Genomic DNA, 16400 nt, shown 5'->3' on the forward strand with positions numbered 1-16400 from the left:
ATGGTTATGTATTTTGATTCTATAAAAGATTTTTTTGCGATGGGTGGGTATGCAGGTTACGTTTGGAGTGCCTATGCTATTTCTTTTCTATCGATGTTATGGATTTTATTTTCGAGCTTAACAACGAAACGTCGTTTGTTACGAGAAATAAAAAATAAAATGGCGCGTGAACAACGCATTAAAGAAGCAAAAACATTGGAGAACACGCTATGACCCCAAGACGTCAAAAACGTTTAGTAATAGTACTAGCGTTGGTGCTTGGACTTGGTGCAACAGTTGGTTTAATTCTGTATGCGTTAAACCAAAATATGAACCTTTTTTATACGCCTTCAGAGTTAATTAATGGTAAAGCCGATAGTGGTGCTAAACCAGAAGTAGGTCAACGGTTGCGTATTGGTGGCATGGTGGTAAAGGGTTCGGTTAAGCGCGATCCTAAATCGTTACGAATCACCTTTAAAGTGGCAGATGTTGGTCCATCAGTTACTGTTATTTATGATGGTATTTTGCCGGATCTATTCCGTGAAGGACAAGGCATTGTGGCGCAGGGTGTATTAATTAATCCAACCACAGTTAAAGCCAGTGAAGTGCTTGCAAAGCATGATGAAAAATATATGCCACCAGAAGTGGCAGATGCAATGAAGATAAACCATAAACGACTTCAATATACTGAAGAACAACTACAAGGTAAGTGATCAATGATCCCTGAATTAGGCCAATTCGCACTTATAGCCGCGCTTGCGCTATCGGTGCTGGCCAGCATTTACCCATTGTATGGTGCCACTGTTGGCAACCAAGCAATGATGCGTATGGCACGTCCACTGTCTTACGGAATATTCGGCATGCTTGCATTGTCGTTTGGTATTTTGAGCTGGTCGTTCTATAGCAATGATTTTACGGTAGCGTATGTTGCCAGTAACTCAACCAGTTTACTGCCATGGTATTACCGTTTAACCGCAGTATGGGGCGGCCATGAAGGTTCATTAATGCTATGGGTGCTTATCCAAGCTGGTTGGGCTGCAGCTGTTGCTCGATTAAGCCGTGGTATGCCTCTAGAAGCTGTGGCGCGTGTACTTTCCGTGATGGGCATGATAGCAGTGGGTTTCTTACTGTTTATTATCGTTACGTCTAATCCATTTTTACGCACATTGCCAGATTTTCCGGTACAAGGTCGTGATCTAAACCCATTATTACAAGATCCGGGTTTGATTGTACACCCACCAATGTTGTACATGGGTTATGTAGGTTTCTCGGTTGCATTCTCATTTGCTATTGCATCATTAATGACAGGCCGTTTAGATACGGCTTGGGCGCGTTGGTCGCGTCCTTGGACAATTGCAGCATGGTCATTCCTAACTTTAGGTATCGCACTAGGCTCATGGTGGGCTTACTACGAACTTGGCTGGGGTGGCTGGTGGTTCTGGGATCCAGTAGAAAATGCATCATTAATGCCATGGCTTGCGGGTACTGCATTAATGCACTCACTATCAGTAACTGAAAAACGCGGTACTTTTAAAGCGTGGACAGTATTACTGGCAATCTCTGCATTCTCATTAAGTTTATTAGGTACGTTCTTAGTACGTTCTGGTGTATTGGTTTCTGTGCACGCATTTGCATCAGATCCATCGCGCGGTATGTTTATTCTTGGCTTCTTAGTAGTAGTTATTGGTGGTTCATTACTACTTTATGCACTACGTGGCGGTCAAATTCGTTCTCGTGGTAACTACGCGCTGTTCTCGCGTGAGAACTTCTTACTAGCTAACAACTTGCTATTAGTCGCTGCATTGTTGGTCGTATTGATTGGTACGCTATTACCGTTAGTTCATAAACAATTAGGCTTGGGCTCGGTATCGATTGGCGAACCGTTCTTTAACACTTTGTTTACGTGGTTAATGGTGCCATTCTCATTCTTAATGGGTGTGGGTCCACTGGTTCGCTGGAAGCGTGATAACTTTGCATCAATTGCTAAACCAATGTTATGGAGCGCGCTATTTACGGTGCCATTCTCATTCTTGGCAATTTACTTAACAGCAAGCGTTGTTGAGCCATTAGCCGTTGTTGGTGTAATGATGGCGGTGTGGATCATTGTTCTTCACCTTGTTGAAATCTACCGTCGTGCAACGCATCGTCATCCTTTCCTTGAAGGCTTAGGAAAATTAGGACGAAGCCATTGGGCAATGATGCTAGGTCACCTTGGTTTAGCTGTAGCAATTATTGGTATGACATTAGTATCGAACTACGGTATTGAACGTGATTTACGTTTATCACCAGGGCAATCAGTGAACGTTAAAGGTTATGACTTCCACTTTGCAGGTTTACGCGATGCAGATGGTCCTAACTATGATGGCTACGTGGCTGACTTTGAAATCAGTCGTCGTGGTATCGATATTACTACTCTGCATGCTGAAAAGCGTTTCTATACTGTTGCTGGTTCAATGATGACTGAAGCGGCAATTGATAGCGGCTTTACTCGTGACCTTTATGTTGCGATGGGTGAGCGTTTAGGTAATAACGGCGCGTGGGCGGTACGTATTTACTACAAACCATTTGTTAATTGGATGTGGATGGGTGCGTTCTTAATGGCACTTGGTGGTGCTTTCTCTATCAGTGATAAGCGTTATCGGTTCCGTAAGCCTGCTAATATTGCCGCGAATGACAAAAAATCAGAGGCGAAGCTAACTAATGAATAAAAAGCTATTATTTATTCCTTTAGTGCTGTTTTTAGGGTTAGTTGTGATGTTTATGGTCCAACTAACTCGTAATGCAGCGGGTGACGATCCGACAAAACTTGAATCAGTATTGGTAGGTAAACCCGTACCTGCATTTAAGTTAGAAGATTTGTTTGAACCAGGTAAGGAATACCAGCAAACGATTTTTAAAGGTCAACCACTGTTGCTTAATGTATGGGCAACGTGGTGTCCAACCTGTCAAGCTGAACACCAATACCTTAATACGCTTGCCGATCAAGGAGTGAAGATCATTGGTCTAAACTATAAAGATCAACGACCTAAAGCGATTAGATGGCTTAAAGAGCTAGGTAATCCTTATATGATCTCTTTGTTTGATGGCAATGGTATGTTAGGGATGGATCTTGGCGTTTATGGCGCACCAGAAACATTCTTAATTGACGCTAATGGCATTATTCGTTATCGCCATGTGGGTGATGTTAATCCAGAAAATTGGAACAAAACTCTCAAGCCTTTGTATGAAAAAATGCTAGCAGAAGCGAAAGCAAACAAAACCAAAGCGGAGGTTAAAGCATAATGAAACGTTTTTTTGCTTTAGTATTTGCACTTGGACTGACGTTTTCGATGGTAGCACCTGCATTAGCTGCTATTGATGTGTACGATTTTAAAAATCCAGCACAAGAGAAAGAATTTCAAGAGCTAACCGAGACTTTACGTTGTCCTAAATGTCAAAATAACAGTATCGCCGATTCTAATGCGACCTTAGCAGAAGACATGCGTCTAAAAAGCTATGAGCTGTTAAAAGAAGGCAAAACCAAGCAGCAAGTCATTGATTATATGATTGCACGTTACGGGAATTTCGTAAATTACGATCCCGCAGTGACCGCATCAACAATGATCTTATGGGCAGGTCCTATTGGCTTTATTGTGATTGGTTTTACTGTCTTGGTTTATCGTTCACGTAAAAAAAGTGAGCTAACCAAAGATGAGCCACTTGATGAAGTTGAGTCAGAACGTTTACAGGGGTTGTTAGCTGAAATGGCGCAGCAAGATACTGAAACAACCAATAACACAAAGGTAACTAAATGACCCTGTTTTGGATTTTAACCGCTGTTTTAGTTTTAATTTCTATCGCTATCTTTGTGATCCCGATGTATGTCGGTAAAGAATATGACGATGAAGCTAGCCGAGATGAGCTGAATAAAGCCTTCTTTAAAGATCGAATTCATGAACTTGAAGAAGAATCGCAAGAAGGTTTAGTCGATAACCAACAAGAAATGGTGACAGACTTACAACAAACATTACTGGATGACTTGCCTGTTACTGAAAAGAAACAAGCAACATATGTTAGCCCTGCAATGGTTGTTCCTGGGCTGATTTTGATTGTTGGTATTTGTTACGGTGTTTATGGTGCAGTCGGTAGCAGTGCTAAAGTTGAAGCATGGCACCAAGCTGTGAATCGCTTACCAGAGCTAACGCAACGTTTAATGGGCGATAATGCGTCTAATGAACCGCTATCAGATCAAGATATGTCAGATCTTACTTTGGCATTAAGAACGAAATTGCACAAAGATGGTGATGATCCTATGGGATGGTTACTATTAGGTCGTATTGCTATTGCTAATCGCGATGGTGCCACGGCTGAAATGGCAATGAAACGTGCTTATGATCTGAATCCGGTTGATACTGACATTCGCTTAGGTTACGCACAAACATTAATGCTAAGCGGTAAGCCTGGTCAAAGTGAACTTGCTCGCCAGCTTTTACGTCAAGTTATCAAGAGTGATCACACTAACGTTCAAGCTTTATCATTATTAGCATTTGATGCGTTTGAGCAGAAAAACTACCAGCAAGCAGTTGATTATTGGACAATGATGAAAACACTTATCGGTCCTAATGATTCACGTACACCAATGCTTACTCGCAGTATCGAGCGTGCTAAATTGCGTATTGCAGATGGCGATGGTTCAAAGGTTGCACCCGATCCAACCGCAATTGATGAAACAACGACACAATCTGAAACGCAAAATGCCGATACAGCAAAGCAGGTTACTGCTACTATAGCGCTAGGTAAAAACGTAGTGTTGCCAAAGCAAGGTAATATTATAATTTCGGTGCATGATGCAGATGGTTCGCCAATGCCAATTGCAGCGGTAAAATTACCGTTGTCGACTAAGTTTCCATTAACGATTACGTTAACGGATAAAGACAGCATGATTCCACAGCGTCAGCTATCATCACTATCAGAGATGATCATTAAAGCGCGTGTGGATAGCGATGGTAACGTAATGACCAAACAAGGTGATTGGTACGGTCAAAGTAGCCAAACGCCTCTGGGTGGAGAAACAGCGTTTATCATTAATAAGCAATATTAACTAATTAATTGCTAAAATGAATAAAGCAGGCTGAATATCAATGTTCAGCCTGTTTTTTATTAGGTGTATGTTTTGAAGAAAAATCTATTACTGATAATTTTTTTAAGCCTTGGCATTGTTGGGTGCGCACAGTCTCCCGATAAAGCCAGTGAGCAAACAGTTTCAGCCAATGTGACTGATCATATTGATGGTGATAACGCGGCCACAACGGCAGTGTATGATCCATTTGAAGGCTTTAACCGAGCAATGTGGGATTTTAACTTTAATTATGTAGATCCATATGTTGCACGCCCAGTGTCACTTGCTTATGTGAACTATACGCCTTCTTTTGCGCGTACTGGTATTACTAATTTTTTATCAAATCTTGATGAGCCAGCAGGGATGGTGAATAGCCTGCTAACACTGCATGGCAAAGATGCGCTAACCCATTTTAACCGCTTTTGGATTAATACTGTTTTTGGTTTAGCGGGTCTGATTGATATTGCATCAGCAGCCGATATTAATAAAGTTCAAGATCGTGATTTTGGTGATACGCTAGGTTATTACGGTGTTGGTAACGGGCCATATTTAATGTTGCCTGTTTATGGACCAATTACATTTAGAGGTTTTACAGATTCAGTCGATGGTCTGTATTTCCCGTTAAATTTACTTAATTTCTGGGAAGGCTTAGGCAAGTGGGTCTTTGAGGGGATGGAAGATCGTGCAGCCTTAGTGAACCAAGAATCCATGCTAAATAACTCACCTGATCCTTATCTGTTTACTCGTGATGCGTATATTCAGTATAAGAACTTCACCGCCAGTGACGGTAAAGTGAGTGAGCAAGCGACAGGTGATACATTTGATGATAGTTATTTAGATGAAATTGATAGCGATTAATAATAAAAGCCCCCTATAAAGGGGGCTTTTTATTGGTGTTATATTTATTTACGACGTTTAAATGCAATGAGTGAGAGTAATGTAAATATAAAGATACCGATAGAGCCACCTCCACTTTTATTATTAGGGTTTATTATTGGTTGTTCTTTATCTTTATCTTTGTCTTCATCTTTATCTTTATTTATTGCTGTATTATTCACAATAATACTTTCTGTTGGTGATAAGTTTAATGTCCCACGTTGTCCATGGCTTGTTATAACATAAGTACAGGTATCATAAGGTGATATTAAATCATTACTACTACAGCTTGAGTTATTAAAATCGATATTAACATCACCAGTGGTTGTTGCCTGATCTTGTATTACATCATTATGTAAACTTTGTACGGTAATTGTTTTACTACCAATGACATTATTAATATTAGTAGGGTAATTCCAGCCATTAATAGTATCAAGAATAAAATTTTTAAATGCTGATACTTTAGTTCCAATCGCAAAGTTAGATTGTAAGTTAGGTTGAAATTGAACACCTTTATGAATAGCGACTAAATGATTATTTTTATCAAAATAAGGCGCACCTGAATCACCACCAACAGTTTGACCTTGATAATTATTATTTAGCGATATTGCGTATTTTTGAGAATCTGATCGAGCAATGATGCGATGTGTGGTTTTATTTAATTGATTTTCTGTACCACCATATCCAAAAATAGTAACGTCTTGTCCTGCTTTAACTGGGCTTGGTGTAATGATCGTAATATGATTTATCGCGATGTTATACGGTAATTGCCATAGCGCTGCATCGATATCCACTCCATTATTATTCCAGTCTCTGTAGTTTATTTGTTGGCTAACATTCGTTGTTTTTTTATCATGACTGGTTATGACTTGAGTGTAGGTGTTATTTGTTGTACTGCAATGTTGTGCGGTTAATACCCATTTACCACCAATAATAGTACCAGTACAATGTTGAGAGTGAATAATAGATTGATAATTATTATTGTTAACCGCTTGACCGTTTGTTATTGCTAATGCATTAGTTGAAAATAATAGAGCAAGACTTAATATGTATTTTTTGTTGGGCATTATATTTATTCACTGACAAAGTAAGTTCACTTCAAAAAGAAGAAACTTTAATAAGTTAATTGGTTATCGTGTTTTTTAATTAATGACAGTGAGCGGTGTATATTATATTAGGCATTTTAATAATGCGGCCAGATATAATGTTAATATTTAACATGCGTTGTATTTTTTATTAGTAGTTAAAGTATAATTTTAAATACAAACAAAGAAGAGTAACAAATATATATATTAAATAAGCTGTATGATTAATTAGAGCGGCATAATAATTGATATTTATTTAATTTTCCAGTGTGTTGTTTGTGATTTATTGTCGCTTTCTAGTTAATAATGTTATACGAGCGATTTTTTATAGAATAAACAAAGGCCTCTATATAGAGGCCTTATTAAAATAAATTAATTAGTAATGATTATTTAGAAACGGTAACTAGCTTGAACACCCGCTAACCAAATGTGGCCTGACGTTTGACCTTCAAACTTACCTAATACTGGCATATCTTTTTCTTGCTCAAGCATGTGAGCTTTTTTAGCAAAAATATAAGTAAAACCAGCATCTAAGGTTAGGTTTTCAGACCATGCGTAGCCAGCGCCAACACTTAACCACGTACGATCAGTTTCAGGAATAGTTTGGGTACGATTAGCTTCATCAACTGCTGAAGTGTCATAGGCAATACCAGAACGTAAAACTAGCTTATTGGTTGCTTGGTAAGTGGTACCAACAGCAAAGCGGTAGTTGTCTTTCCAATTTTCTGGTTTGATATCTACAGGGCCATTAAGATCTGGAATATTGGCTTCGAGTTTTTCAAATGCACTCCAATCAGTCCAGTTAACACTTGCATGCACAGCCCACTGATCATTTAATTGGTGGAAGCTAGCAATTTCAGCTGATGCGGGTAACTCAATCGGTAATGAGCCGGCATATTGTGTTTTAGGCAGTTTATGTTGAGCTAATGATTTTAAATCAAAACCAAGACCATTAGCGTGGCCTTCAAGGTTGAGTTTAACCGCCGACTGGTAACTAATACCGATACGGTTATTGGCATCTATTTGCCATGCTGCACCTGCTTGCCAGCCCCAAGCGTTATCTTCACCTTCCATGTATTTAAGGTGCTGACCTTTATTGAGCATATTTGGTATAGTAATTGGGCTTGCTGCACCAAAGTGACCTGTTGCCATGACATAACGCACACCAGCGCCGACGCTGAATTGCTCGTTAATTTTGTAACCAAGGTTAGGGTTGATCTCAACCGTATGTACATCCGCTTGATTACCAAACATCGATGCTTTGAAATCAGTACCAAGATCGGTACGCATGCCAAAGTGAGTACCAACGGCTAAACCAATGGTGGCTTTATCGGTTAATGGACGAGAGAAATAAAAATTAGGAATAACCGCACTGTTAGCAAAGTCAGCTGAATTGGTTTTACCCAGAGTTGAGTGTGAACCTGCAATATCAATATTAGGATCAACATAAATCGCACCTGCAGAAATTTGAGTGCCTTTTAAATACGTTAGCATTGCAGGGTTACGGAATTGGGCACTAGCATTATCTGCCATTGCTGCTTCACCCGCAAAAGCACGCCCTAGACCAGTCGCTGAATATTCAGCTAACTGAAAACCTGCGGCAGAAGCTTGGTTGCTGATGCCGACAGTTGCGGTAATGGCTAAAGCTAGAGTGATTTTATTTTTATGCATGGTATAAAAAACTTATTGTTGATCGAAATAATGAGCTAGATGATACCCGCAGCAATAAAGTGCGTTAAAAATTATCTTATAAAAGTGATTCATTAAGTGTTTTATGCTTTAAATATTTAACATTGAAGTTTTTTATCGGGTGTTGTTTGTTCGATAAATGACAGGTGCTGAAATTTGAGCGTACACTTGTACGAAAAATAAAATAAATAAATTTGTTATAACTATGACTGATTGCTATTTATTATGCGATTTTTTAGGGTGTTAGTGAGTGGAAATGCATTGATTAATGTTTTTTCGACATAAAAAAAGAAGCCATAACGGCTTCTTTTTTAGAATTGGTAATTAGTGTACGCTCAAATTAGAATGAACGGCTATATTGAATACCGTATAACCAAGCATTAGCACGAGTAGTTGCTTGTACTGACAGACCTAGAGGATTACTTTCTTCCGCACTAACATCTTTACCGATTAAGTAGGTTAAACCAAAGTCGATAGTTGATTTGCTGTCAAGGTGGTAGCTAAAGCCGCCAGATAGCCAGTTACGAGCGGAATCTGGTACAGATATTGAAGTATTGTTTTTTTGCTGTGCGCTAGTGTCATGCATGTAACCCGCACGTAAGGTCCAGTCGTTGTTGAGGTAGTAAGTACCACCTAATGAATAGTGCCAGCCATCTTGCCATTGGTAATTATTAAGTTTTACATTACCTGTTGTTTCTAAAACGTCAAATTCACTCCAACGGATCCATTGAATACTGTAGTGAACTGCAAATTTATCACTTAGTTTGTTATAACCTGAAAATTCTGCCATATCTGGTAATGGCATTTTTAATTTTTGACCGTCAATATTAGCGCCCGCATAATGCATATCGCCTTTAGCTTTTAGTGTTGGGCTGTAACGGTATGATAAACCAAAACGGTTATTGTCATTGAGTTCGTAGATTGTACCAAGATTAAAGCCAAGTGCTAGACCATCTGCATCAATATCAAGTAGGTTTACTTTGGGGGTATTTATATTTCCGATAGGTGTTGAAATTGTACCTGCTGGAATATAGCGCTGTAATTTACCACTACCGTGAATAATGTCTAAACCACCACCAATACTAACGTGTTGGTTGATGCGGTAAGCAGCACTTAGCCCTAAGTTAACGCTTTTAACGTCAGTTAAGCCACCAAATGCATTTGCCGCATAGTTACTATCAAACTCAGTTTTAGTACCAAAGTTTGAATACAGCGAAGCACCTACAGAAAATTTATCGTTAATTGGTTGAATATAGTAGATGTTTGGTGCATAGCTAGTGCCGCCAATTGATGTGTCACCAATTGGACGCTTATTATATTGTGCATTTTTTACTTGCACATCAGTATTGATAGCAATCACACCTAGCGATAATGCAGGGGCATCAAACAGTGCCATTGACGCAGGGTTTTTAGCCATAGTTGACGCGTTATCTGCAATAACACCATCACCTGAGAATGCGCGACCAAGTCCGGTAGCTGATTGGGCATTTAGTTGAAAACCAGCGGCCATTGTTTGTGACGATGCAACAGCGATAGCAACAGTAATAACTGAACGCGTGAATATCTGCTTCTTATTCATTTATGATTCCTGATCATGTATTTATATTTATTATTCCAGTCTATATATGACTGATTGGCGACGATTGTAGGGGGGGAAACGGTACTATCAAAGCTGACCAGTCCTCTAGACAGTAAAAAATACGGTATAGCGAACATTTGAGTTCATTTGGTATCATTTTACGCTGATTTATTGCTGTTTTCGTTACAATTGATACTATAAATCGCAGCTAAAAATCGATACTTAATTATCAATATCGAATTTTTAGCTGGGTAGGGAAGGGATTTATTGAGCTAGATTTGCCAATAGAGTTCAGATTTGAGTTTTTCGGCGATTGGCATTAGCTTTTCACCTTTGTCACCCACCACAATTAAGCTAGCATCTTGCAGGGGTAATAATAAACTTTGATTAGTACTGTCGCTATCTGTCGCCATTTGTGAACTTGTCTGCGGTACGATAAAGACCGTCATTTTTCCTTTATCAGTACCTACAACCATATGCAAAGCTCGGTTGCCATCAAAACCACAATAATTAAGATAATAAATATGGCCAGGTAATTGATTCATACTGGTACCAAAAGGTTTCAATTTGGCATTAACTTGCTGCAAAGTGACCGCTTCATCGGTGTGGTTAACAAATTGCGCTTCAGCGTTTACGTGCTGTAAAGCGATACTAGACATTGATGCTGGAGTATAGACGTGCTGCGTAGGGGACACCGAAGAAAAAGGGTGTTGTTGCCCCACCATTACTCCGACCATAAACATCACTGATGCTGCTAATCCGTAAGAAATATAGCGCTTATAATGAGATTTTTTTGGTGGCAGTGCCTGACTGGATTGATGAAATAGAATTCTATCAGCAAGGTTATTGGGTATCTCAACCTTCAAGGCTTGTTTTAATTGTTGATCTAGCTGTTGCAATTCATTAGCGAAATGACGATTAGCGGTGGACTGATTTTTGGTTTTAATCAGCTCTGGATCATTATCATTAGGATCAGCCAGTAAGCGGCGACGAAATTCTAGATCATCCATTATGATTCCCCCGTTGAGTCGATGTTTTTTCAAGTTGTTCTTTTAATTGATTACGAGCACGAAATAGCCGTGTCATTACCGTATTGCGATTAAGATTTAGAATCTCTGCTATTTCATCACCGTTAAACCCTGCCATTACTTGCAAAATTAGAGGCTCTCGATATTCAGGTGTCAGCTTCATGATTAACCGCTGTAATAAATATTGTTCGGCGTCCATTTCAACGCTGGGATTAGTGTCTGCAATATGATGATCATCTATATCAACTAAATCAAATTGTTTACGTTCAAATCGACGTGCATTCTCACGCCGTAGAATTGTGATTAACCATGCTTTGGCTGCGTTATCATCTTGTAAGTTATCAAGTGATTTCCAGGCGCGCAGACATGTTTCTTGCACTAAATCTTCGGCAATATGAGGATCGTGGCATAGCCAATAAGCGTAGCGATATAAGTCTTGATGCCAAGCTCTAACAAGTGCTTCATAACGTTTTTGTTTGTTCATATTTAAACAGACCGAGGCAGAAGACTTTTTGTTTCTAAAAATATTTTTTATCATTGATGTGCCTGTTTAGCGTTATTGCATCAATAAACGATGCCATCTGATAACTTTTGAGTAATGTCGGTGGTTTTTTGTGTTTTAGGTTCTATAAACCGCACTAAAATTGATCTGGTTCAAATTCTGTTTTTAGCGGTAGGTTATAGTTGTCGCGTCATCTGATGGTTGAAATTATGATTAGGTCGTATGACTTAATAATAGTTAACACCGTCTGTTGAGCAAGATGACAACTTCCTTTTGAAGGCTGACTTTACTTTCTCCTATCAGGTTTTCCTGATTTGCAATTGGCTTTATGTTAATTGATTATTTTATTACGTTGATTTGATTATTTTCGGCGTGAATTCTAACCATACCTACGGGTGTGGTTTTTTTTTGCCTAAATATTAAGTGGCGATTATTCTCTTATGCTCAATTATTTTTATTATCAATCCTACATAGAAATATCATTGATCGTTTTTATACTATAACTGCTGTTAATGTCGATATTTTTTACTTTAAAAACCATTTAATAATCATATTTAAACAAATGTTTTATTTTTATAACTTTGTAGTTACAATTGTGTGGTCTGACCTTGATTTAAAGGTTAATTATAATTGTGACAAGGAGTTGCGATGTCGGGTCTTCAAAATATCACCACACGTAACGGTGAACGTATTGCTATTGTTAGTGGATTACGGACACCATTCGCACGTCAATCAACAGCCTTTGAGCGTTTATCTGCCCTTGATTTAGGCAAAATAGCCGTTAATGAAATGCTGCAAGTTGCTGATTTTGATCCGCAGTTAATTGAACAAGTTGTATTTGGTCAGGTTGTACAAACACCTGAAGTCCCGAATATTGCTCGTGAAATTGTACTGGGTACCGGTATGAACGTTCATACCGATGCTTATAGTGTAACCCGTGCTTGCGCAACCAGTTTTCAGGCGGCAGTTAATGTCACTGAAAGTATCATGGCAGGGACGATTGATATTGGTATCGCAGGTGGTGCTGATTCAACATCATTGTTACCGATTGGCGTTAGCAAAAAAATGGCAGCGACATTACTTGCACTAAGTAAAGCCAAAACCATGCCTGCACGATTGAAGCTAATTAGTGCATTAGGGGTGAAAGATTTAATGCCCGTTCCTCCTGCTGTTGCCGAATATTCGACCGGTTTAAGTATGGGACAAACCGCAGAGCAAATGGCAAAAAGTCACGCCATAAGTCGCGAAGAACAAGATGCCTTTGCTCACCGCTCACATATGTTAGCAGCGCAAGCATGGCGTGATGGTTTACTGACTAATGAAGTTATGACCGCATTTCCAGCCCCTTATCAACAATGGCTTGCTCAAGATAATAACATTCGTCAAGACTCCACATTGGCAGCATACGCCAAACTTAATCCAGCTTTTGATCATTTGTATGGCACTGTTACTGCTGCAAATTCGACCCCATTAACTGATGGTGCAGCGGCGATATTGTTGATGCGTGAAGGGCGAGCTAAAGCATTAGGCTTAACTCCGCTGGGCTATATTCGTTCTTATGCTTTTGCTGCGATTGATGTTGTTGAAGATATGCTAATGGGTCCGGCTTATGCGAGCCCACTGGCACTTGAACGGGCAGGGTTAACTCTGAGTGATTTAACTCTAATTGATATGCATGAGGCTTTTGCAGCGCAAACGTTAGCTAACGTTAAAATGTTTGGCTCTAATCGCTTTGCCAAGCAAAAATTGGGTCGGGATCATGCCATTGGTGACATTGATATGGATAAATTTAATGTGCTTGGTGGTTCGATTGCTTATGGGCACCCATTTGCGGCAACTGGCGCGAGAATGATCACTCAAACATTACATGAATTAAAACGTCGTGGTGGTGGTTTTGCATTAAATACCGCCTGTGCAGCAGGTGGTCTTGGTGCAGCAATGATTTTGGAGGCAGAATAATGACCCAATCAGCATTTAGTTTATCGTTTGGTGAGAATGGTATTGGCTGGCTTAAAATTGATGTTGCCAATGAAAAAATGAATACGCTGCAAGCCGCTTTTGCTGATCAAATCAGTGCAGTGTTAACACAATTAAGTACTCACACTGATCTTAAAGGGTTAGTGGTGTATTCCGGTAAAGCCGACAATTTCATTGCAGGTGCAGATATTAAAATGTTGGCTAACTGCGAAACTGCCGCAGAAGCCGAGGCTTTAGCTATTAAGGGCCAACAGCTGTTTTCTGCATTAGAAGATTTACCAATTCACGTTGTGGCAGCTATTCACGGACCGTGTTTAGGTGGTGGGTTAGAGCTTGCTTTAGCATGTCATAGCCGTATTTGTAGCGATGATGCTATTACCCGCCTTGGTTTGCCTGAGGTGCAATTAGGTTTATTGCCAGGTTCTGGTGGTACTCAACGTTTACCGCGCCTGATTGGTGTCGCACATAGTTTAGAGTTGATCCTAACCGGTAAACAACTTCGCGCTAAACAAGCATTGAAAAAAGGTTTGGTTGATCAAATGGTTCCGCAAAGTATTTTATTATACGCCGCGGAGCAAGTAGCGTTAACGCCAAAACCGATACGTTCCCATTCATTTCAAGATTGGGCTATGGCGGGTAATGCTTTTGGCCGCAGTGTTGTGTTTGAGCAAGCCACTAAAAAAGCCCAACAAAAAGCGCGCGGTTGTTATCCTGCCATTGATGCGATTTTAGATACGGTAAAATACGGTTTAGAAAAAGGTATTGAGCAAGGGTTAGAGCAAGAAGCCAAGGTATTTGGTGAGTTAGTGATGACCGCTGAATCGCGTGCATTACGGAATATCTTTTTTGCAACTACCGCAATGAAAAAAGAACTGGGCGCAGCGGCTAAGCCCAACCCAATTAATCGAATAGCGGTACTTGGTGGCGGCTTAATGGGCGGAGGTATTGCGCATGTATCAGCAATTAAAGCCGGTTATGCGGTGCGAATTAAAGATATTACTAATGACGGTATTCAACATGCATTAGCGTACAACTACGCTATTTTAAATAAGCAACGTCAGCGGAGAATTATAAGTAAGCCCCAACTACAACAGCAAATGTTACGTATTACAGGTAGTAGCGATTATCGTGGCGTGAAGCATGCTGACGTGGTGATTGAAGCAGTGTTTGAAGATATTGCACTTAAGCAGCAGATGGTTCAAGAAATCGAAGCCAATACTTCAGAAACAACCATTTTTGCCACTAACACATCGTCGATTCCGATTCATAAAATTGCTGAAAAGGCACAACGTCCTGAAAATGTTATTGGTTTACATTATTTCAGTCCAGTTGAAAAAATGCCGTTAGTTGAAGTTATTCCTCATGCAACAACGTCAGATTCAACGATTGCTACTGTGGTTGCATTAGCCAAAAAACAAGGTAAAACGCCGATTGTAGTTGCAGATAAAGCCGGTTTTTATGTTAACCGTATTCTTGCGCCTTATATGAACGAAGCCGCGCAGCTATTATTGGCTGGTGAGCCGATCGAACATATTGATAACGCGTTACTTAACTTTGGTTTTCCTGTCGGACCCATTACCTTACTTGATGAAGTTGGGGTCGATATCGGTGCTAAAATTAGTCCAATTTTAGCCGCTGAACTAGGCGAACGTTTTGCTACACCAGCCATGTTTGAATGGTTACAGCAAGATGGCCGTAAGGGGCGTAAAAGCGGTAAAGGCTTCTATTTGTATAACACCAAAAACAAAGAAGTCGATAAGTCGGTGTATACCTTATTAGGGGTTGAGCCGCAGCAACAATTAACCGAAGTTGATATTGCAGTTCGTTGTACTCTAATGATGTTGAACGAAGCTGCACGCTGTTTAAATGAAGGGGTGATCAAATCAGCGCGAGATGGTGATATTGGCGCGATATTTGGTATCGGTTTTCCTCCCTTTCTTGGCGGGCCATTTAGTTATATGGATCATTTAGGTATCGATTTAGTGGTTGATATGATGCGTGAATACAGTGATCTTTATGGTGAGCGTTTTGCTCCTTGTGATTATTTGGTAGAGATGGCGCAAGCTCAGCAACGGTTTTATTAAGCTGTTATAATCAACATTAACCATAAAAGCCTGCTTTGATGCAGGCTTTTTGTTGGATACCGTTTAGCTGTCATAGGAAGGGTTAAAAGGTACAGCGAATTAAACGGAAGCGAGACTCAAATAATTTACCGCGACAGAAGCGATAGCTCACCGCTGCGATCACCAATGCTATAAAGGTGTTAATGTGGCCAATAGTAATAAGTAACAATGAGACTAATGCAATAAAGCAAAAGGCATAAAAAAAGATATCGATCTGGCTATGAGATAACGTAGCAGCGCAATGAGGACAAACAAAACTATCTTCGTATGCATTTAACGTTGGTGCATCTATTTCAATTTGGCAGTGCGGACATCGTTGAGTCACGGCGATCCTCTTCTAATCAATTTAATGCTATTTGCAATTAATGCCGTATGTCTCTGCAATAATGGCAATATATTTATAATGATTATTATGCTTATGAGGACAGTTACTTAGCTACTGAAATGTTATGAAAGTGTTTTTT

The 16400-nt window shown here is 39.7% G+C and carries 15 protein-coding genes; 9 read left to right on the forward strand and 6 right to left on the reverse strand.

Going from position 1 to position 16400, the window contains the following annotated elements; all coding sequences use genetic code 11:
- The first annotated feature begins 6 nt into the window (after window positions 1–6).
- The 7 genes from ccmD to PAND9192_RS00795 all read left to right on the forward strand — a co-directional run bounded on the left by ccmD (window position 7) and on the right by PAND9192_RS00795 (window position 5935).
- The gene (gene ccmD / locus PAND9192_RS00765; protein ID WP_087852867.1) at window positions 7–213 is read left to right on the forward strand and encodes a heme exporter protein CcmD; all 207 of its coding nucleotides are present in this window, start codon (window positions 7–9) and stop codon (window positions 211–213) included.
- Entirely contained in the window at window positions 210–692 is a 483-nt protein-coding gene (gene ccmE, locus PAND9192_RS00770; protein WP_060997054.1) for a cytochrome c maturation protein CcmE, read from the forward strand. The genes ccmD and ccmE overlap by 4 nt, the downstream gene beginning before the upstream one ends.
- A 3-nt stretch (window positions 693–695) precedes the next feature.
- The gene (locus PAND9192_RS00775) at window positions 696–2687 is read left to right on the forward strand and encodes a heme lyase CcmF/NrfE family subunit (protein ID WP_087852148.1); all 1992 of its coding nucleotides are present in this window, start codon (window positions 696–698) and stop codon (window positions 2685–2687) included.
- Window positions 2680–3261 carry a DsbE family thiol:disulfide interchange protein gene (locus tag PAND9192_RS00780; RefSeq protein WP_087852149.1) on the forward strand — a complete coding sequence of 194 codons (582 nt, stop codon included), beginning with the start codon at window positions 2680–2682 and terminating at the stop codon, window positions 3259–3261. Before PAND9192_RS00775 ends, PAND9192_RS00780 begins: the two co-directional genes overlap by 8 nt.
- The gene (locus PAND9192_RS00785) at window positions 3261–3773 is read left to right on the forward strand and encodes a cytochrome c-type biogenesis protein (protein WP_087852150.1); all 513 of its coding nucleotides are present in this window, start codon (window positions 3261–3263) and stop codon (window positions 3771–3773) included. The genes PAND9192_RS00780 and PAND9192_RS00785 overlap by 1 nt, the downstream gene beginning before the upstream one ends.
- The gene (gene ccmI / locus PAND9192_RS00790; protein ID WP_087852151.1) at window positions 3770–5059 is read left to right on the forward strand and encodes a c-type cytochrome biogenesis protein CcmI; all 1290 of its coding nucleotides are present in this window, start codon (window positions 3770–3772) and stop codon (window positions 5057–5059) included. Before PAND9192_RS00785 ends, ccmI begins: the two co-directional genes overlap by 4 nt.
- Window positions 5060–5131: 72 nt before the next feature.
- On the forward strand, window positions 5132–5935 hold the full coding sequence (locus PAND9192_RS00795) for an MlaA family lipoprotein (RefSeq protein ID WP_087852152.1): 804 nt from the start codon (window positions 5132–5134) through the stop codon (window positions 5933–5935).
- A gap of 44 nt (window positions 5936–5979) precedes the next feature.
- On the opposite strand, the gene PAND9192_RS00800 is transcribed toward PAND9192_RS00795, so the two are convergent.
- From PAND9192_RS00800 to PAND9192_RS00820, 5 genes are all read right to left on the reverse strand, one after another.
- Window positions 5980–7020 carry a trypsin-like serine protease gene (locus PAND9192_RS00800; RefSeq protein ID WP_087852153.1) on the reverse strand — a complete coding sequence of 347 codons (1041 nt, stop codon included), beginning with the start codon at window positions 7018–7020 and terminating at the stop codon, window positions 5980–5982.
- Window positions 7021–7428: 408 nt separating this feature from the next.
- The gene (locus PAND9192_RS00805) at window positions 7429–8709 is read right to left on the reverse strand and encodes an outer membrane protein transport protein (RefSeq protein WP_087852154.1); all 1281 of its coding nucleotides are present in this window, start codon (window positions 8707–8709) and stop codon (window positions 7429–7431) included.
- A 358-nt stretch (window positions 8710–9067) separates the two neighbouring features.
- A complete protein-coding gene (locus tag PAND9192_RS00810; protein ID WP_087852156.1) occupies window positions 9068–10306 on the reverse strand; it encodes an outer membrane protein transport protein in 1239 nt (412 codons plus the stop codon).
- Window positions 10307–10578: 272 nt separating this feature from the next.
- Window positions 10579–11316 (reverse strand): DUF3379 family protein, encoded by a 738-nt coding sequence (locus tag PAND9192_RS00815; protein ID WP_087852157.1) that lies wholly within the window; start codon window positions 11314–11316, stop codon window positions 10579–10581.
- On the reverse strand, window positions 11309–11872 hold the full coding sequence (locus tag PAND9192_RS00820; RefSeq protein ID WP_087852158.1) for a sigma-70 family RNA polymerase sigma factor: 564 nt from the start codon (window positions 11870–11872) through the stop codon (window positions 11309–11311). The genes PAND9192_RS00815 and PAND9192_RS00820 overlap by 8 nt, the downstream gene beginning before the upstream one ends.
- A 612-nt stretch (window positions 11873–12484) precedes the next feature.
- Between PAND9192_RS00820 and fadI the strand changes: the two genes are divergently transcribed.
- Together fadI and fadJ are read left to right on the forward strand one after the other, a co-directional pair.
- Window positions 12485–13795: an acetyl-CoA C-acyltransferase FadI gene (gene fadI / locus PAND9192_RS00825; RefSeq protein WP_087852159.1), complete on the forward strand. Its 1311-nt coding sequence runs from the start codon at window positions 12485–12487 to the stop codon at window positions 13793–13795.
- On the forward strand, window positions 13795–15897 hold the full coding sequence (fadJ, locus tag PAND9192_RS00830; RefSeq protein WP_087852160.1) for a fatty acid oxidation complex subunit alpha FadJ: 2103 nt from the start codon (window positions 13795–13797) through the stop codon (window positions 15895–15897). The genes fadI and fadJ overlap by 1 nt, the downstream gene beginning before the upstream one ends.
- Window positions 15898–15979: 82 nt before the next feature.
- On the opposite strand, the gene PAND9192_RS00835 is transcribed toward fadJ, so the two are convergent.
- A complete protein-coding gene (locus PAND9192_RS00835) occupies window positions 15980–16261 on the reverse strand; it encodes a hypothetical protein (RefSeq protein ID WP_087852161.1) in 282 nt (93 codons plus the stop codon).
- Window positions 16262–16400 lie beyond the last annotated feature (139 nt).

Origin of the sequence: Photobacterium andalusiense, from assembly GCF_900185625.1 — a bacterium.
Lineage (GTDB): Bacteria > Pseudomonadota > Gammaproteobacteria > Enterobacterales > Vibrionaceae > Photobacterium > Photobacterium aquimaris.